General features: G+C 63.4%; 14 protein-coding genes. 1 reads left to right on the top strand and 13 read right to left on the bottom strand.

Features of this window, described 5'->3' with window-relative positions:
* Positions 1-193: 193 nt before the first annotated feature.
* Positions 194-1,672 (bottom strand): PLP-dependent aminotransferase family protein, encoded by a 1,479-nt coding sequence (locus tag IVB18_RS19350; RefSeq protein WP_247990589.1) that lies wholly within the window; start codon positions 1,670-1,672, stop codon positions 194-196.
* Between the two features lie 297 nt (positions 1,673-1,969).
* Here IVB18_RS19350 and IVB18_RS19345 point away from each other — a divergent pair, with 297 nt between their 5' ends.
* On the top strand, positions 1,970-2,101 hold the full coding sequence (locus IVB18_RS19345; RefSeq protein ID WP_247990588.1) for a tripartite tricarboxylate transporter substrate binding protein: 132 nt from the start codon (positions 1,970-1,972) through the stop codon (positions 2,099-2,101).
* A gap of 49 nt (positions 2,102-2,150) precedes the next feature.
* Here the strand turns inward: IVB18_RS19345 and IVB18_RS19340 are convergent, their stop codons facing one another.
* From IVB18_RS19340 to IVB18_RS19285, 12 genes are all read right to left on the bottom strand, one after another.
* Positions 2,151-2,912, bottom strand: coding sequence for an SDR family NAD(P)-dependent oxidoreductase (locus IVB18_RS19340; RefSeq protein WP_247990587.1), 762 nt, complete (start codon positions 2,910-2,912; stop codon positions 2,151-2,153).
* A gap of 51 nt (positions 2,913-2,963) precedes the next feature.
* Positions 2,964-4,703 carry a nitrilase-related carbon-nitrogen hydrolase gene (locus tag IVB18_RS19335; protein WP_247990586.1) on the bottom strand — a complete coding sequence of 580 codons (1,740 nt, stop codon included), beginning with the start codon at positions 4,701-4,703 and terminating at the stop codon, positions 2,964-2,966.
* Between the two features lie 14 nt (positions 4,704-4,717).
* Complete coding sequence (locus IVB18_RS19330) at positions 4,718-5,707, bottom strand: acetamidase/formamidase family protein (RefSeq protein WP_247990585.1); 990 nt, start codon at positions 5,705-5,707, stop codon at positions 4,718-4,720.
* A 30-nt stretch (positions 5,708-5,737) separates the two neighbouring features.
* Complete coding sequence (locus IVB18_RS19325; RefSeq protein WP_247991673.1) at positions 5,738-6,457, bottom strand: ABC transporter ATP-binding protein; 720 nt, start codon at positions 6,455-6,457, stop codon at positions 5,738-5,740.
* A 1-nt stretch (position 6,458) separates the two neighbouring features.
* Positions 6,459-7,175, bottom strand: a complete 717-nt coding sequence (locus IVB18_RS19320; protein WP_247990584.1) for an ABC transporter ATP-binding protein — start codon at positions 7,173-7,175, stop codon at positions 6,459-6,461.
* Entirely contained in the window at positions 7,175-8,239 is a 1,065-nt protein-coding gene (locus IVB18_RS19315) for a branched-chain amino acid ABC transporter permease (protein WP_247990583.1), read from the bottom strand. Before IVB18_RS19315 ends, IVB18_RS19320 begins: the two co-directional genes overlap by 1 nt.
* Before the next feature lie 15 nt (positions 8,240-8,254).
* Positions 8,255-9,127 carry a branched-chain amino acid ABC transporter permease gene (locus tag IVB18_RS19310; RefSeq protein WP_247990582.1) on the bottom strand — a complete coding sequence of 291 codons (873 nt, stop codon included), beginning with the start codon at positions 9,125-9,127 and terminating at the stop codon, positions 8,255-8,257.
* Positions 9,128-9,220: 93 nt separating this feature from the next.
* Positions 9,221-10,462: an urea ABC transporter substrate-binding protein gene (locus IVB18_RS19305; protein WP_247990581.1), complete on the bottom strand. Its 1,242-nt coding sequence runs from the start codon at positions 10,460-10,462 to the stop codon at positions 9,221-9,223.
* An 11-nt stretch (positions 10,463-10,473) separates the two neighbouring features.
* Entirely contained in the window at positions 10,474-11,139 is a 666-nt protein-coding gene (locus tag IVB18_RS19300; protein ID WP_247990580.1) for an ANTAR domain-containing protein, read from the bottom strand.
* Positions 11,136-12,296: a transporter substrate-binding domain-containing protein gene (locus tag IVB18_RS19295; RefSeq protein WP_247990579.1), complete on the bottom strand. Its 1,161-nt coding sequence runs from the start codon at positions 12,294-12,296 to the stop codon at positions 11,136-11,138. Before IVB18_RS19295 ends, IVB18_RS19300 begins: the two co-directional genes overlap by 4 nt.
* A 263-nt stretch (positions 12,297-12,559) precedes the next feature.
* Positions 12,560-13,996, bottom strand: coding sequence for a PepSY domain-containing protein (locus IVB18_RS19290; protein ID WP_247990578.1), 1,437 nt, complete (start codon positions 13,994-13,996; stop codon positions 12,560-12,562).
* 12 nt (positions 13,997-14,008) lie between these two features.
* Positions 14,009-16,381, bottom strand: coding sequence for a TonB-dependent receptor (locus tag IVB18_RS19285; RefSeq protein WP_247990577.1), 2,373 nt, complete (start codon positions 16,379-16,381; stop codon positions 14,009-14,011).
* Positions 16,382-16,479 lie beyond the last annotated feature (98 nt).

Genomic DNA, 16,479 nt, shown 5'->3' with positions numbered 1-16,479 from the left:
GGGCACACGAACGAAAAACGGTTTCACGCGAGATAAGTGCACTGCAGCGCAGTTTTTTCGGTGCAAGTCATCATCAAGTCGCATCATCTGCTGCAGTGCGATCGAGGACATCCAGATCGTTTGGCTAATTTGCAGGCGCTCTCGGGTCCTCTGAAACTATTCGGATGCCTATGAGCTATGCACAGACGTCGGCTCAGCCTCTCTTTATTGTGCGAGCACCGCCTGGGACTATTGCCGCATCGGTTGATGCATTGTGGGAGCCGCTGCCGATACAAGCCGCGATTCTCGCAAGCAGTGAAGCCGCATCCTCCACGCGCAGCCGTCCGTAGCCGAACACCAGACCTTGCCGCGTCGGCTGCTCCAGGAAATTCTGCGACAATGGCTGCACATGGATGTCGGCCAGCTTCAGGACTCCGGCCGCCTCGCGGTCGCTCATCCGCGCCTGCATTGCGTCGGTAAACAGCGCTACCAGGTGCAGCCCGGTGACGGCGGAGGACACGGTCAGATCGTCCGGCATCAGCGCTGCGATCGCATCGATCAGCGCCTTTCGACGCGCGGCGTAGATCCGCCGCATTCCCCGCAGATGCCGCAGCAGGTGCCCCTCGCGCATGAATTCGGCCAAAGCGAGTTGTCCGATGCCGGAAGTGTGCACGTCAATCCGCGCGCGGCCCTTCGAGAACCCATCGATGAAGTGCCAGTTGGCGACGATGTAGCCGAGCCGCAGGCTCGGCATCATGATCTTCGAGAAGGTGCCGAAATAGATCACCCGTCCCTCGCGATCGAGCGAACGTAACGACGCGATCATGCTGTCCTGATGCCTGAACTCCGAATTGTAGTCGTCCTCGATCACCCAGACGTCGTTCTTGTTGGCCCAGTCGAGAAGCTCGAGACGCCGCTCCAGCCTCATGCTGACCCCGAGCGGATATTGATGCGACGGCGTGACCACGATCAGCCTAGCGCCTGGCGCGCGCCGGATTCCCTCCGAGACGACCAGCCCCTTGTCATCGACGGGAACAGGAACCAGCTTCGCGCCGGCCGCCGTGAGTGCCCAGCGGGCCTCGACGAAGCCAGGCTCCTCGACCCAGACCTCGTCGCCGGGATCGAGGATCATCCGGCTGCAAAAATCCAGCGCGCCCGAAGTACCGGATGTGACGACAACCTCCTCCGGAGAGCAAACGAGCCCGCGCACCGCGCCGAGGAAGTTCGCGATCTCACTACGCAGCCGCGGATGGCCTTCAGGGGCAAGATCGAGGCACTCCTGTTCTCTCGGGTTCTGCCAGCTCTGACGCAGCAAGCGCGACCAATCCTTGAACGGAAAGCTCGAAATGTCGGGCGCGCCCGGGCTGAACTCCGATGGCCAGTTGGTCTCGTAGCTCGAGGCGAGCAGCGAGCGCCAGCGTTCCGACATGTGGGCCGGTTCGACGCCCAGCGATACGGTCGAAGGCGGCTCCGCATGCGGCGCCGCGACGGATGCCACCATGACGCTGCCGCGCGGCGTCGATTCAAGGTACCCCTCCGCGTAGAGCAGATCCCAGGCGGTCAACACCACCGTGCGCGAGCAGCCCAATTCCCGCGCAACCTCGCGCGAGCCCAGAAATTGCGTTCCGGCCGGAAAGATGCCGCGCAAAATGCAGTCCCGAATATGGGCCGCAATCTGCAAGTGCAGCGGCACAGCCGACGTCCGGTCGATACGCATCCCGGCAAGGGATACGCGCTTGCTTGGGGGATGATCTCTGTCCATTGTCTAGAGGTGAGCTGTTGGATGGCCGGCGAAGGTCGCCGGTGTCAGCTTAAGATGGGCCAAGAGCGGATTCGGGTCCAGCCTTGGTAGGACTGGTCCGAGCTTTCGATCAAGAAACTACGCCAAGGCGCACCCAAGGGAGCTGAACTACGGCACGGTCGGCGTCGGCTCTCGTAGCACCTGGCGGCTGCCTATTTCGAGCAGCTCACGGGCACCGAGATTACCCACGTGCGCGTCCTCTTCGTCGAGCAGGGCGTCGAGCCGCTGGTGCTCGACCCGCAGAGCCTGAAGGACTTCATGGCCTCGGAAACCACGAAATGGGCCGGGATCATCAGGAAGATCGGCATCGAGCCGATGTGATCACTCATGTCGTCCCGGTCGGACGAAATCGCGGCTCACGAGGGCGCACCTAGAACTGCACCCCGCGCGTCAAGGCACCGTCGACGACGAGATTTGTCCCCGTGATGAAGCTCGCCGCGCGGCTGGCGAGAAACACCGCTGCGTTAGCCATCTCCTGCGGCGTACCCATCCGCCCCGTCGGATTGAGCGCCAGCGCGGTCTTATAGAGTTCGGGATTGTTGTCCTTGATCACGTTCCAGACCCCGCCCTCAAAATAGGTATTGCCCGGCGAGACTGTGTTGGCGCGGATACCTTTGCCGGCAAGCTGGTTGGCGAGGCCCTGGGTGTAGTGGATGATCGCCGCCTTGAAGGTACCGTAGGGACCGGCCGCGAAATCGACCTCGCGCCCTGAGACGCTCGATATGGTGACGATTGCGCCGGCACCGCTCTTCTCCAGATAAGGCATGGCAGCGTTCACCAACCGGACCGTGCCCATCATATCGGTCGAGAATTCCTTTTCCCAGCTTTCGTCGTCCTGCCCTATCGCGAGCGCACTGACATTGGCGACGACGACGTCGATGCCACCAAGCTTGGCCGCCATATCGCCGACCCAAGCCTTCAGCCCGGCTGCGTCGGAGACATCGACCGAACCGCCATAGGCCGCGACGCCCTTGGCCTCCAGCGCGGCGACCGTGCTCTCAACCTCGGCCTGATTGCGGGAGCACACACCAACGTTGGCGCCTTCTGCCGCAAACGTTTCAGCGATCGCGCGGCCGATGCCCTTGGTGCTGCCGGTGACGAGAACTTTGGCGCCCTTGAGTCCGAGATCCATGGTCGGTTTCCTCTTCTTTGTTTAGCTCCGTCGATCGCATTCGCCGCCGGATCAGTAGTTGCTCGCAGCCGCCTTGACCAGGCCGCGATAGCTGTGCGGCATGCGCATCGAGACCAGGTCCTTTCGCCGCACCACGTTGGTCGGATAGACGCTGTCGAGATTGCCGGTGTCGACCAGCGCCGTGGCAAGGCCTGTGCCGTTGGCGACGATCGCTTCCCGGCGCGGAAATTCGAATGTGTCCGGCCCGAACACGCCGCTCAGACCGGGATAGCCGCGCTCGGGATCGATGACATTGGCGAAGGCGAGGAAGACGTTGTTCTCGCCAGCGCGCACCCGGAAGTGATGCCAGTGGTGCGGATCGGCTCCCGTCGGAATAAAGACCGGCTGGATTACCTCCGTGCCCGCGTGCGACGAGCTGAAGCGCCCCTTGATCGCCGCGGGGCAGACGATGAGATCGCAGCCGCGAAGTGCGAGCACCCGCCCCGCTTCCGGAAACGATGCGTCGTGGCCGATCAACAGCCCGATGCGGCCGATCGGCGTGTCGACGACGGTCCATCCGTCACCGGCGGTTGCCCAGCTTCTCTCGTCAGCCGCGAGGTGCGTCTTGCGATAAACCGATATCTTTCCGTCAGGCGCGACGAGGCATGCGCTGTTGTGGAGCACATCTCCGTCACGCTCAGCCAGACCACAGACAAGATAGATACCGAACTCGCCTGCGATGCTGCGCAGGCTGTCTGTCGCGGGTCCCGGTATCGGCTGCGCCGATTTCGCGGGATCGGCCAGGCCCGTCACCGCCAGTTCCGGGAAGACGACAAGTTCGGCGCCTTCTTCCTTGGCCGCCCGCGCCTGCGCTTCGATCTGCCGTAGATTTTGAACGACGTCATCGACAGGTGCAAATTGCGCGACGCTGACCCGCGAGGTCTTTCCGGGCGGCCAGGGCTCGTGCTCGTAGAGGCCGAAGAAGTCGCGTGGATTCCAGCTGAAGGTGTCGGTGAGCAGTTCCGGATAGAGCTCCGGCCGTCGCTGCGCGAACACGGCCTCGCCGAGCACACGGCGCGCGCGCGCGGCATCGAGATCGATCTCGGAGAGCAAGATTCCATCGCCCTTGTCGAGCACGGCAATCACCTGCCCGTCCGGCGCGATCACACAGCTCCCACCGCTGAACTGCACCGTGCGCTCGAGCCCCCATCGATTGCTTTCGATGACATAGCAGCCGTTCTCGAAGGCTCGGCTGATCCAGTAAGGCGCCGGCGTGCGCTCGGCCAGCCAGTTCGAGATGTGGCAAATGACGTCGGCGCCGCCGAGTGCCATCAGCCGTGCCGTTTCCACGAAGTGGACGTCCATGCAGATCAGCAGCGCAATGCGCCCGACCGGCGTCTCGAATACCTGATTGTGCAGATCGCCCGCCGCCGCCCATTTTGGCTCGGAGATATAAGGATGCGTCTTGCGGTGACGACCGACGATGCCGTCGGGCCCTATCAGGACGGCCGCGTTGAAGTAGATGCCATCCTCGTCGACCTCGGGCATGCCGACAACGATGTAGCAATCATGCTTGCGGGCCAGCGCCGCAAAGCGGTCGGTGGTCGGCCCCGGGATCTTCTCGACGAAGGGCGCGACCTCGGCACGGTCGTACCAGCAATAGCCGGTCGTCCCCATTTCCGGCGTGACGATGAGCCTCGCACCGGCGGCCGCGGCCTGCTCGCAGAGTTCGAGCAGGCGCGCGACGTTGCGTTCCTTCTCGAACATGGTCGGCTCGAACTGGACGGCGGCGACCTTGTGGATCCCTGACATGACCTGACCGGTCCTCAAACCAGATAGGACTTCTTGATGGAGGCGCCCAGCGTGTATTTGGGATCGACCATGTTGCCGAGGCGGACGCGTCCGGCCTGGGTCAGAAGCATATAGGCGTCGATCTCCTCGAAACCATAATCCGCTGCCATCCAGCGGCAGAGCTCGCGATAGGCGATGCGGGCCGCATCCTCCATCGGCCGGGCCGAGCCGATGGTCATGATGAAGTCCTTGGTCTCGAGCCGCGGCCAGGCAATGGTCCAGTTCTTGATCAGGTCGATCTGCACCGTGGTCAAGGTCGGATGCTCGATGGCGACGCCGCAGAGCTCGCCGTCACCCTGCGCGGCATGGCAGTCGCCGAGATAGAGCAGCGCGCCCTTGGTGTTGACCGGCAGATAGATGACAGCACCGACGCCGACGTCCGGCAAATCCATGTTGCCTCCGTAGTAGTCCGGAACCAATGAGGAAATCGCCTCGATCTCCGGCGAGGTGCCGATGGTGCCGATGAACGGCTCATAAGGCAGCGTGATCTTGTCGTTCCACTTGGTCCCGGTCTTCGCATCGATCACGAGCTTCTTCACCCGCTCCGGCAGCGCCGGGTTGAGCAGCGCGGTCTGTCCCGTGCTGACCAGCCCGCCGAAGTCCGGCATGACCACGGTCGTACCGCACGGCTGCGGCCCGCGCGGCACGATGCTCTCGATATAGACGGCGAGCACATCGCCCTTCTCGGCGCCGTTGACGTGGATCGGCCCGTTCTGCGGATTGAGGAACGGAAAATTGAGAATCTTCGATGGACTGTCGCTCTCGTTCTTGATGGCACCCTCGAAAGCGTCATGGGTTTCGGCAGCGACGACGGCGCCGGGATCAACCGTCAGCACCGGATTCACATAGGGGCCGTAGACATAGTGGTACTTGCCCTGCTCGCTTTCCGTGATGGTGTACTGGGTACCGCGCTCGCCCTTGGCAACGCCCTTGCGTGCCATAATGGAATCGTTTTGCCAGGCCATTGCTGTTCTCCTTGGTTGTGGGCGCCGCTTTCAAACTGCGAGGTGTCGGCGCATCTCCGCTTCGTCGTCGAGCGCCGAGCGATCGAGGCTTGCGACGATGCGACCCTTGTCCATGACGTAGCAGCGCTGCGCCATGGCGCGGATCATGTCGAGATTCTGCTCAACCAGGATGATGGTCACGCCGGTCCTGCGATTGAGCTCGACCATATTGCGCGCGATGTCCTGGACGATGTTGGGCTGGATGCCCTCCGACGGCTCGTCGAGCAGAATCAGGTTGGGATCGGCGATCAGGACCCGTCCGATCGCGAGCTGTTGCTGCTGGCCGCCGGACATGGTGCCGGCTCGCTGATTCCAGCGCTCGGCGAGGATCGGGAACGCCTCGACGATCTTGCGCCGGCCTGCCTCGGGAATCCCACCACCCTTGATCGCGGCGCCGACTGCAACATTCTCGCCGACGGTCAGGCGCGGAAACACGTCGCGCCCCTGCGGCACATACCCCATGCCGAGGCGCGCCCGCTTGTGCGCAGGCAGCGAATCCACCGCCTCGCCGCGATAGACGATCGAGCCGCTCATCGCCGGCACGAGCCCGATCAGACTCTTCATCAGGGTGGACTTGCCGACGCCGTTGCGTCCGATGACGGCGACGATCTCGCCTTCGCGTACCTCGATCTCGAGGCCCTGGAGCACCGGCTTGCCGCCATAGCCGGCGCGCAGGCCCAGCGTGGAGAGGATCACTTCCTTACGTGGCATATCAAGCATGGGCCTGCCCCAGATAGATCGCCGCCACGCGTTCGTCGGCGACGATCTGGTCAATCGTGCCCTGCGCAAAGACCTGGCCGAGATGCAAGACTGTGACGCGCTGGGCGACCTGGCGCACGAATGCCATGTCGTGCTCGATCGCCAGCACCGTCATGCCGTCGGCATTGAGCCGCTGCACCATCGCGCCGGTCATGTGCGTTTCCTCCAGCGACATGCCGGCAGTCGGCTCGTCGAGCAACAGAAGGCGCGGCTTCAGGCTGATCGCCATGCCGATCTCGAGCCATTGCTTCTGGCCATGGCTGAGATTGCCGGCGGTCTGGGCCTGCTCGCTCTCCAGTCCGAGGAAGACGAGCAGCCGGCCGATCTCCGCTTCGAGGTCCGCGCCGCGATGGCGGCTCTGCAATGCGATCTCGAGATTCTGGCGAACCGACAGGCCCTTAAAGACGCCGGGCACCTGGAACTTGACGGAGAGGCCGCGGTGAATACGCGCAAAGGACTTCAGCGCCGTGATGTTCTCCCCTGCAAAGAGAATGTCGCCGCTGCCGGGATAATGCTCGCCAAGGATCAGGCGGAACAACGTGCTCTTGCCGGCGCCGTTCGGGCCGATCAGACAGTGGATTTCGCCGGCTTCAAGCGTGAGGTCCACGGCGTTGGTGACGTGGAGGCCGCCAAAATGCTTGTTCAGATTGCGAAGCTCGAGCAGCGACATCAGCCTGCCCTCTGCGTGAGGCGGATGGCGAGCCGTCCGAGCCAGTTCATCACGCCGAGCACGAGGCCATTCGGGGCGATCAGGACGGTGAGCACCAGCAGCACGCCCATGAAGACGAGCGCATACTGGCTGCCATAGATGGTCAGCGCCTGGAACGCGGCAAGCACCACCAGCGTGCCGATCACGGTCGATGTCAGATCGCTGCGGCCGCCGACTGCGACCCAGATCAGGGGCAACGCCGCCGCCGTCATGCCCATGCTCGAGGGCGTGATGTATTGTCCCCACACCGTGTAGAGCACACCGGATACCCCTGCGAGCGCGGCGCCAATGACGAAGGTGATGAGCTGGTACTTGCGCACGTCGTACCCCAGCATCTCCGCCCGCTCCGGGTTCTCGCGGATCGCGACGATGACGTTGCCGAACGACGAGTTCATCAGAATGCGCAGCCCGAGATAGACGAAGACGAGGAGGCCGAGCACGAGGTAATAGAGACCGATGTCGGCGAACAGCACGATCGGCTCGCCCGGCCACGGGATGGTCAAGGGCGGCATCGCGCTCATGCCGTTGAAGCCGTTCAGCCGCGCGCTGCCGATGTGCCACTCCGGTCCCGCGGTCTGGGCCATGAAGCGCTCCAGCATCAGGGTCACGGCGAGCGTGACGATGCCGAGGAAGACGCCGGCGATACGGCCGAAGAACATGAAGTAACCGAGCAGGACGGCGAACAGCGCGGCAATAGCGACAGCGACCACCATCGCGATCAGCGTGAAGCCATAGGCCGCGCCGAAATTGATGGTCAGGATGCCGTAGCTGTAGCCGGCGATTCCGAAGAACGCGGTCTGGCCGAAGGAGAGCGAGCCGCCATAACCCCAGATCAGGCACAGGCTGAGCGCGATGAATACCCAGACGAAGAAGTAGACGGTGTTGCCGACGGTGTAGCCGTCGCTGAACAGCGGATAGGCCAGCGCGGCCACCAGCACAATGGCGAATAGACCCCAGAAGGCCCGGCCGCGACCGACGGTCTGCGGGCCTTCGAGACGGCGGAACAAGGACAGGAAACCGCTCACGACGCCATCACTCCGTCAGGTGCGCTCACGCAGCACGAAGCCGGAGATGCCTTTCGGCAGAACCCGGACGACGATGATGACGGCGACCAACAGGCCGATCTGGCCGAACAACTGCCCCTGCCACGACGTCATCACCGATTTCACCACTGCAAGCACGCCGCCAGCCGGCGCCGTGCCGAGGAAGACGTCGGCGCCACCTATCACGACCGTGACGAACGCTTCCATGATGAAGGTGGCGCCCATGGTCGGCACCAGCGTCATGGTCGGCGCGTACAGGCCGCCGGCAAGGCCGGCGAGCCCTGCCCCGCAGGCGAAGGTGAGGCTGTAGATCAGCCGCGTGTCGACGCCGAGGGCCGCCGCCATATGCGGCACCTGAATGGTGGCGCGCGCCAACACGCCGAATCGCGTCCAGTTGAACAGGGCATAGAGACCCGCCAGGACGCCGAGCGCGGCGCAGAACAGCACGATGCGATAAATCGAATAGGAGTAGTCACCGACCTGAAAACTCCCGAACGGCGTGCCGACGCCCGCCATGGTGGAACCGACCATGATCAGCGTGCCCTGCGTCGCGATCAGGCTGAGCCCCCAGGTCGCGACGATGGTGTCGAGAGGCCGGTCGTAGAGATGACGGATCACCGCGAGTTCGACCAGCACGCCGACGAGCGCGGATACGATAGTTCCAGCCAGAATCCCCAGCGGCAATGGCAGACCGGCATGCACGGTCGCAGCCGTCACATAGGCGCCGCACATGATGAACTCGCCATGGGCGAGATTGATCACACCCATCATGCCGAAGATCACCGCGAGCCCGCAGGCCGACAGCACCAGGAACGCGAAGGCGTCGCCGAATTGATAGAGCGCCGAGAATGCAAGGGTCGCGATGTCCATAGACCTACCAGACTGGTGAGAGAAGCGACGTTGCCGCCGCGGATGTCCGTGATCGCCCCGGCGTGCCGGACTTGCCGGGGCGACCAACCGCCGTCAGGGTTTCGGCGGCGGATTCGACGGCGTGTACTGGGCCATCGGATCTTTCTTCGTCAGGTCGCAGCCGGCGTCACCGAGCCAATAGGGCTTGATGTCTTCCCAGGTCTTCGGAAAGGAGATCGCGTGATCGGCCCCGACCTTCGCCAGATAGATTGTGTGCGACATGTGCTGGCTCTTCGGGTCGATGCAGACCTTGCCCTCCGGTGCGTCCATGCAAACGTCACCCATCGCGATCACCTTGCGGATGTCCTCGCGCTTGGTCGACTTCGCCCGCTCCACCATCTGCTTGTAGAGATAGACGGCGAGGTAGGAGTTTTCCGCCTCCTGGTTCACATAGGGCTCGCTCGGGAATTTCGCCTTGAACTTGGCGTAGAACTCCTTGCTCTTGGGCGAGTCGATTTCCTCGATGTAGTTGGTGGTGACGTACATGTCCTTCAGGCTCGGCGGCTTGAAGCGCTTGTGCTCGTAGCCCTGACCGACGTTGACCGAGGACGCCATCGGCAGGTTGACGTTGGCGGACGCGGCCTGCTCGTAATAGGAAGCCTGCGCGGTGCCGACCAGCAGCGTGACCACGAAGTCCGGCTTGGCTTTCTGGATGTTCTGGATGCTCTGCGAGAACTGCGACACGCCGAGCGGGATGAACTCCTCGCCGGCCATCTTGCCGCCGTTCTCCTTGACGATCTTGCGCACCCATTCCGCCGAGATCTGGCCGAAATTGTAGTCGGCTGCGAGCGTGTAGACGTTCTTGCCGTACTTCTCCATCATGTAGGGAATGAGCGTGGAGAACTGCTGCTCGGGCACCGCGCCGGTGACGATCATGTGGCCGTCGCAGACGCCGCCTTCATACTGGTTGTTGTAGAAGGCGAAACCGTTGAACTGGTCGACGATCGGACGATACGCCTCGCGCGAAGCCGAAGAGAAACCCGCGAACACGACATCGACCTTGTCGCGCTGGAGCACGCGGCGCATGAACTCCTGGTAGCGGGTGTTGTCGGACTGCGTGTCGTAGGGCACGAGCTCCAGCGGCCGGCCCATGATGCCGCCGGCCTTGTTGATCTCGTCGGCGGCGAGCTGGATGGCGTGGACCTTGCCGATGGTGGCGGCGGCGAAATCGCCCGACTGATCCTCCAGTACGCCGAGCTTGATCGGGTTTTCCGCTGCGAGCGCCAGGTGTGATCCGAAGACAAGCGTCCCCGTGAGGGCTGCGGCGCGCAGCCCCCGCAATACAGACTTGGGCATATTTGGTTCTCCTAGATGGCCTGCTTGTTGCCGCCTTGCAGCGTGATGCCGGTTGTGCGGCCGGACGTGTCGGGCGGCTTCGCCCGCTTGCTCAGAAACTCCTCGCAATAGAGTTCCATATTCTGCCGCGCGCGCATGCTGTCGCGGCGGAGCTGGCAATAGGCCCCCTCCTCGTCGAGGCCATCCTGCTGCATTAGCAGGATGACGGCCCGAATCACCGCGCGGCGCCCGCGGCGACGCTCCTCGAGGCCCTGCAAGCGCTCGTACATTTCAGCGCGCAGCAGGAACTGGTTGATGCCCATGAACAGAGACGTGTAGACCGCGCCGCCATGCACCGGCTTGCGCAGGAACGAGGTCGCGCCGAGATTGACGAGCGCCTTGAGCCGGCTCGGCGCCTCGACACCGACCAGGCCGATCACCGGCACCGGCGGCAGGCGCGAGGCCGGGTTGACCTCGATCGCAACCGCGCCTTCGAGATCGCCGTCGACGAACAGGATGTCACGGTCGGCCTGAAGGCCCGCGACGTCGATCTGCGCGTGGCCGTCGATGATCTCAGGATATTCCGTCGAGACGCCGAGCTTGGCGAGCGTCGTTTCGAGCGCGCTCTCCCATCCCCCTCGCCGGGTGACGACGATCGCGCGGCCGCCCTTGAAGTTCTGTAACAGTCGGGAGCTCATGATTGCACCACTTTCAACAGCGGAGAGCGCATTGCGCTGGCAAAGCGCGGCGACGACTGGACGAGATAGGGATCGGGCGCGATCGGCTCGCGGGATTCCAGCAGCACCTCGAACTGCCCGTTGGCAGCCGAGCGGCCGATGCGCGGCGTAAGCCAGGCGTGAAAGGTCTGCCGGTCGATGCGGACCTCGCCTTGCGGAGCGCGTAGCCGCTGATCGGCCACGGCGGCGCGCACCGTGCGGGCATCGTCGGTGCCGGCCTGCGACAATGCTGCCGCGAGCAATTTGACGGCGATGTAAGAGGATTCAGCATCTGCCGACGAGACCGGTCCGTCCGGAAAGGATGTCGTGTAGGCGCGAATGAAGGCACCGTTTTCTGGCGAATTCAGGGAGGAGAAATAGACACTCGAGGACAGATGTCCGTCGACCGCGTCCGGGCCGATCTCCGGCAATTCCGGTTCCGACAGCGTGCAGCTAGCGACCGGAATCTCCGCAGCCTGATCGATGCCGCGCGCCCGGCAAGCGGCCCGGAACGCCCGAAAAAAGGCATAGGCGCTGGTGCCGATCAAATTGTTGAAGACGAAGTCGGGACGCTGATCGATGATCGCCGTGATGACCTGGTCGACCTCGGTATCGCCGACCGAGAGATAGCGCTCGGCGAGCACGGTGCCGCCCCGCGCGGTCAGCGCCTCGCGGAAGATGCGGTTGTTCTCCCAGGCCCAGATGTAGTTCGAGCCGACGCAGAAGGCGCGCGAGCCGACGCGGGAGGCCAGATAGTCCACCAGCGGCAGCACGTGCTGGTTGGGCGCGGCGCCGGTGTAGATGACGTTATCGGAGCTCTCGAAGCCCTCGTAGTGAGACGGATACCACAACAGTCCGTCGAACTTCTCGAAGCACGGGATCACCTCCTTGCGGCTCGACGAAGTGTAGCAGCCGACCACGTGCCGGATGCCGGAACCGAGGAGCTCGAGGCTGAGCGAACGATAGCGCGCGAGGTCGCCGGACGGGTTGACCACCACCGGCTCAAGCGCAATGTCGTCGTGGCTCGCATTGACTTCCCTTAACGCGAGCAATGCACCGTTGAGGATCGAACGTGCGACGACGCTGTAGGAGCCCGTCGTCGAGAACATCACGCCGATCCGATACTGTTTCCGCGTCATCACTCGATCCAAAAACAAAAAAGCGCCCGTCGGCTGTGAAGCCGAGGGCGCCCTCGCCGCCAACCGAACACGCGACGAACGCGTGGTGTTGGAAATGGTTGAACTTATCGCGTCGATGGGCCGTCTTGCCCTACGCTTGCACATTACGGTCGTTGAGATCGGATACGATGTCAAGCGCGTTGTTAAAGCGAGAACTGCCGCAATTCGTGTCGCCGTGTAGCAAATCTGTGCAGCCCGCGCTCAGAGCTGAACTGTCGCGGGTTTCAAACCCGTCGGGCAATGAAGGAGGACCGCAAGCGGCGCCAGCCGATGACGATACCCGTGACGGAGAACAGCATCCCGAGGGCACAAAGGCTCACGATCAGAACGTCGCGCAAAAGCGGATGCGTCACGAGAATTGGAAAGTCGAGCGTGTGCAGCGCGCTATAGAACCAGCGATAGGCCCGCCGCGACGCATCCAGCCTTTGCAGCACGCTGCCGTTGGCGCTGTCGATGTCGAACCAGAGGTCGCCGCATCGGGAACGGTAGGCGGGCGCTGCCGCAACGATGGACCGAGCGGGATAGTCGTCGTTGACCGCAAGCACGGACGGTGCGTCGCAGCCAGCCGCAAGGCGCGTCGTCAAATCCTGGACCTCGTGTGCGCTCAGCAATCCCGTCTGCCTATCGCGGCCAGCGTCTCCTGCCCTGACCAAAATCTGGCTGCCAAGGGCGACCCGGTCACGACGATAAACATCGCCGTTGAAGGCGAACCATTCGACTTCGCGGGCCGAGGACGATATCGGCTGCCGAACGAATGATGAAACGACCGGCCAGTCCGGCCAAGCGTTCATTATGTCGGATTCAGCCGGGGTCAACTGCCCGCGCGAGAACAGCCGGCCGTGATCCATGGAGAGCCACCCGCTGAAAATCCAGGTCAACACGAAGACCGTCGCAACGAGGCCGATGAGGTGATGCAGCGCATGCCAGCCACGGTATGGCGAGATTTGACGCCCTCGAATTCCGATCCGGCTGATCCCGAGCAACGCTCCCAGCAGCGCTGCGATCGACGCCAGTAGCGACAATGTCCAGACCACGCTGTCCCATAGCGCCCAGTTGCTTCGCAGGACCGTCGGATAGATCCAGTGCAGGACACTACCGACCAGGTTCCATGCACGCTCGTTTCGCGTCGTATCAAGGACAACTTCGCCGGTGAGCGACGAGACATAGACCTCCGTCCCGGCGGCATCGCCGAGGGCCACGCGAAACAGCGGCCGGTGGCGATCAAAACCGTTCGGGACGGTCCATTGATCATAGTCCGCGCGCGCGACGATCACGGCGCCCGCGGCATCGAACCCGCGATTGCGGGCATGCTCCTGCGCGATGGCGAGCGCGATATCAGGAGACGTCACCGATGCGTCGCCTCTGCCCGAGGCGCGGATTGCGCGCAAATGCGATGGTCCCGAGACGATGTAGACCGGTCCGTCGCTCCGCTGGATCAGGCGAACGCGCGTGGCATCCGCAACCCCGCTGGCGGCCACCGCGTCAGAAGCAGGGATAGTGACCTGAGCATGGTCCACCGGCGCAAGCCCGGCAACGCGTTCCGCTTCCGTCAGCGACGGAAACGGAACGAAGTGCATCACGATCCCCGTCGCGAACCACATCGCGAACAGCAGGCAGAACGCGATCCCGAGCCAACGGTGCAACAGGATGATCGCGCCCATGGTCTCAACGCCCTACCATTTGAACGCAGCCGAAATCTCATAGGTGCGCGGCGCGCCCAGCAGGATCTGATCGGGATAGAACGGATCGCCCCAGATCGCGTAGCGCTTGTCGGTGATGTTGCGCACACGGAACGTCAGGCGGGCCTGGTCAACCGCATTGAACACCGTCCTGGGGATGTCGACGAAGGCATAGACATCGGCCACAGTGTAGGCCTTCAGCGTCACCGTGTTCGCGTCCGTGTTGTAGCGGTCGCCGACATGACGGCTGACGATTCCGAGCTCCACCGGCCAGGGCGTGAAGAAACGGTAGGAGGCGCTGGCGTTGGCAACGATGCGCGGCACGTTCGGCGGCGTATTGCCGGAGAACGAGCCGCCGACGAAATTGTAGTCGGCATAGCGCGCATCGACGTAGGCGATATTGCCCCACAGCCGCAACGCCTCGATCGGGCGGACCGAAGCGGCGAGCTCGACGCCCTTGGATTCCTGCCGCCCGGCGATATTGAGCTGCATGCCGCCAGCGGCCGCATAGACGTTCTTGCGCTGGATGTCGTAGGCCGAGAACGACCACTCCGCCCTGTTGTCCCACAACAGATGCTTGACGCCCGTCTCGTAGGTGCGCGAGGTCGTGAGGTCGAGCGGCTGGGTAGGCCCAAGCAGGAAGATGTTGTTGGCCGAGATATCGGCGCCCGTGGCGTACTGGCTGAAGAAGGTCAGGCCGGGAACGGCCTCCCAGGTGTAGCCGATGCGGCCCGTCACCGGCGCCCAGGATTTCGAGAACGGAAAATTAGCCTTCTCCAGCCCGTTCACGTCGGTCGAATTGCGGTCGAGCCCGATATGCTCGACGCGCAGGCCGCCGATCAGCGCAAAGCTGCGCGTCAGTTTTAACCGGTCCTCGAATGACAGCGCCTCGTTGTCGATGCGCGCAGTCTGCTGCTGCGTCGTGAGCAGGCCGTAATAGCCGCGCGCGGGATCGACCAACGAGACGTAGTCGTCAGGGAAGTTGGCCGCGCCCGGCCTGACAAAATCGAGATAGCTTGAGGAAAGCGTCGTGACCATGCGGTTGTCGAAGCCCGCGATATTCGCATCCCAAATCAGGTCGGTGATGTTCCCGACGAGGCGCTGGCTGTGCGCGACGTAGAAGCGCTCGCGATCCACCATGTTCGAGTTGGGGAGGCCCGAACTGGCATTGAACGCCTCGACCTCATTGTTGAACCACGTGCGCTCCGCGCTATAGCCATAGGCCTGGCTCTTCAGCGTCAAGTCAGGTGCCAATTTCAGCTCAAAGCCGCCGCGCAGCCACACCTCCTGGGCGACGTTGCGATTGTCGAGGACGTTGTAGTTGGTGTTGAAAGTGCGGTCATCAATCGTGACCGGTCCGAGATTCGTTTTGTTGAAGTTCGAGATGTAGTTGCCCGAGACGATTCCAGTCGTGGCATGCGAGCCGCTGAAGGCGATCGGCACCAGAGGCGCGCCCCAATAGGCCTTTCCGCGGTCCTCCCTATACTCGATCGCACCCCAGATCTTCAGGTTGTCCGAGATGCGGTAGTTGAGCTGGCCCGACACGTCGAGCGTCTTGGTGTTGGTGTCGTCGGCAAAGCCGTTGAGCAAGGAGCGGCTGATATCGAAGCGGTAGTCCAGCCCCTGAACATTGGTGCTGCCGCCGGAGCCGTAATGCGCGCGGAACGAATTTAGAGAGTCATAGGAAAAGTCCGCCTCGTTCCGGATCGGTCCGGTGTGCGGCTGTTTGGTGACGAAGTTGATCGCGCCGCCGGCGGCGCCCTCGCCCGAGATCAGCGAGGCCGGACCTTTCAAGAATTCCACGGCCTCCAGATTGGCCGTATCTGTGATCCGCGAGGTCATGTTCTGCGGGCCGATCTTGATGCCGTTGTAGAGCGTGTTGATCTGGCTGTTGGTGAAGCCGCGCATCGAAAAGGCCGAGGGCTCGGCCGGGTTGTCGCCCGAGGTGACGCCCACCGCGCCCTGCGCGACGTCTGACACGGTGCGATAGCCTTGCTCACGCATGGTTTCGGCCGAGATCACCTCGAGGGTCGCCGGTATTTCGCGCACCGTCAGGCCGAGGCGCGAGGCGCTCTCGGCGACCGTATTGGTATTGAGCGGCGTCTGCACCGTCGCAGCCGGCACGACCGGCTTTGGCGGGAGCGGCGCGGGCGCGGAACGGCGCGCTGCTGTGCGGCGCGCGCCCTGCCCCTCGCGTCCCGCGGGCCTGGCAGGCTTGCGGGACTGTTGCGGGGCGATCTCGATCGGCGGCAGCGGTTCGCGGGCCTGCTGCGCCAAGGCTACGGGTAGATCGATGGCAGCAAACGATGTGAGAGCGGCGGACGCGAGCAAAAACGCGCGCGGTCGCACAAGACGGACGGAAGACATGGTTTAGGACCTCGGTATGACGTCAGTGGCACGTCACAGCGAACGAGGTCTCACCCTGGGCCTTTCAGCCTTCCGATGAAGCCGAATGTCTGTACTCC

The organism is Bradyrhizobium sp. 186, assembly GCF_023101685.1.
In the GTDB taxonomy this organism is placed as follows: Bacteria; Pseudomonadota; Alphaproteobacteria; order Rhizobiales; family Xanthobacteraceae; genus Bradyrhizobium.
Note: the sequence above shows the minus strand (reverse complement) of the source record. Positions and strands in the feature narration are given on the sequence as shown.

Excerpts from the sequence above, each read along its gene's own strand:
- IVB18_RS19300 (WP_247990580.1), bottom strand. The coding sequence starts at position 11,139 with ATGAGCTCCCGACTGTTACAGAACTTCAAGGGCGGCCGCGCGATCGTC.
- IVB18_RS19335 (WP_247990586.1), bottom strand. The coding sequence starts at position 4,703 with ATGTCAGGGATCCACAAGGTCGCCGCCGTCCAGTTCGAGCCGACCATG.
- IVB18_RS19330 (WP_247990585.1), bottom strand. The coding sequence starts at position 5,707 with ATGGCCTGGCAAAACGATTCCATTATGGCACGCAAGGGCGTTGCCAAG.
- IVB18_RS19325 (WP_247991673.1), bottom strand. The coding sequence starts at position 6,457 with ATGCCACGTAAGGAAGTGATCCTCTCCACGCTGGGCCTGCGCGCCGGC.
- IVB18_RS19310 (WP_247990582.1), bottom strand. The coding sequence starts at position 9,127 with ATGGACATCGCGACCCTTGCATTCTCGGCGCTCTATCAATTCGGCGAC.
- IVB18_RS19305 (WP_247990581.1), bottom strand. The coding sequence starts at position 10,462 with ATGCCCAAGTCTGTATTGCGGGGGCTGCGCGCCGCAGCCCTCACGGGG.
- IVB18_RS19290 (WP_247990578.1), bottom strand. The coding sequence starts at position 13,996 with ATGGGCGCGATCATCCTGTTGCACCGTTGGCTCGGGATCGCGTTCTGC.
- IVB18_RS19320 (WP_247990584.1), bottom strand. The coding sequence starts at position 7,175 with ATGTCGCTGCTCGAGCTTCGCAATCTGAACAAGCATTTTGGCGGCCTC.
- IVB18_RS19295 (WP_247990579.1), bottom strand. The coding sequence starts at position 12,296 with ATGACGCGGAAACAGTATCGGATCGGCGTGATGTTCTCGACGACGGGC.
- IVB18_RS19285 (WP_247990577.1), bottom strand. The coding sequence starts at position 16,381 with ATGTCTTCCGTCCGTCTTGTGCGACCGCGCGCGTTTTTGCTCGCGTCC.
- IVB18_RS19340 (WP_247990587.1), bottom strand. The coding sequence starts at position 2,912 with ATGGATCTCGGACTCAAGGGCGCCAAAGTTCTCGTCACCGGCAGCACC.